This window comes from Paraburkholderia sp. SIMBA_054, from assembly GCF_046534875.1.
In the GTDB taxonomy this organism is placed as follows: Bacteria; Pseudomonadota; Gammaproteobacteria; order Burkholderiales; family Burkholderiaceae; genus Paraburkholderia; species Paraburkholderia hospita.
The window spans coordinates 1-366 of the sequence record NZ_JAWRXV010000350.1 but is presented as its reverse complement, the minus strand read 5'-3'; the positions used below and the strand labels follow the sequence as shown (position 1 = coordinate 366).

General features: G+C 65.3%; 1 protein-coding gene. It reads right to left on the bottom strand.

Annotated elements, in window-relative coordinates; translation table 11 throughout:
- Positions 1-366: AMP-binding protein (locus SB822_RS55430; protein WP_410858886.1), on the bottom strand; the 366-nt coding region annotated here is incomplete at both ends.

Below are 366 nucleotides of genomic sequence, written 5' to 3'. Positions count from 1 at the left end.
GTGCAACGCGCCCTTCGGTTTGCCGGTGGTGCCGGACGTATAAATGATGATGGCGGGATCGTCCGCAGAAGTAGTGATCTGCGGCTCCGCGTCCGACGCGTTGTCGATGGCCGTCCAGAACGTGGGGTTCGCGCCGTCGATGGAAACCACGAGCCGCAGCGCCGGCAAGCCGTCGCGAATACCGACAAGCTTCGCGGCGCCTTCCTGATCGACGACGATTGCGGACGCGCCCGAATTGGCGAGACGGTATCCGAGCGCCTCGGTGCCGAACAGCGCGAACAGCGGCACCGCAATGCAACCTAGCCGGTAAGCCGCCAGATGCGCGATCGCCGCCTCGACCGACTGACGCACGAAGATGGCAACCCG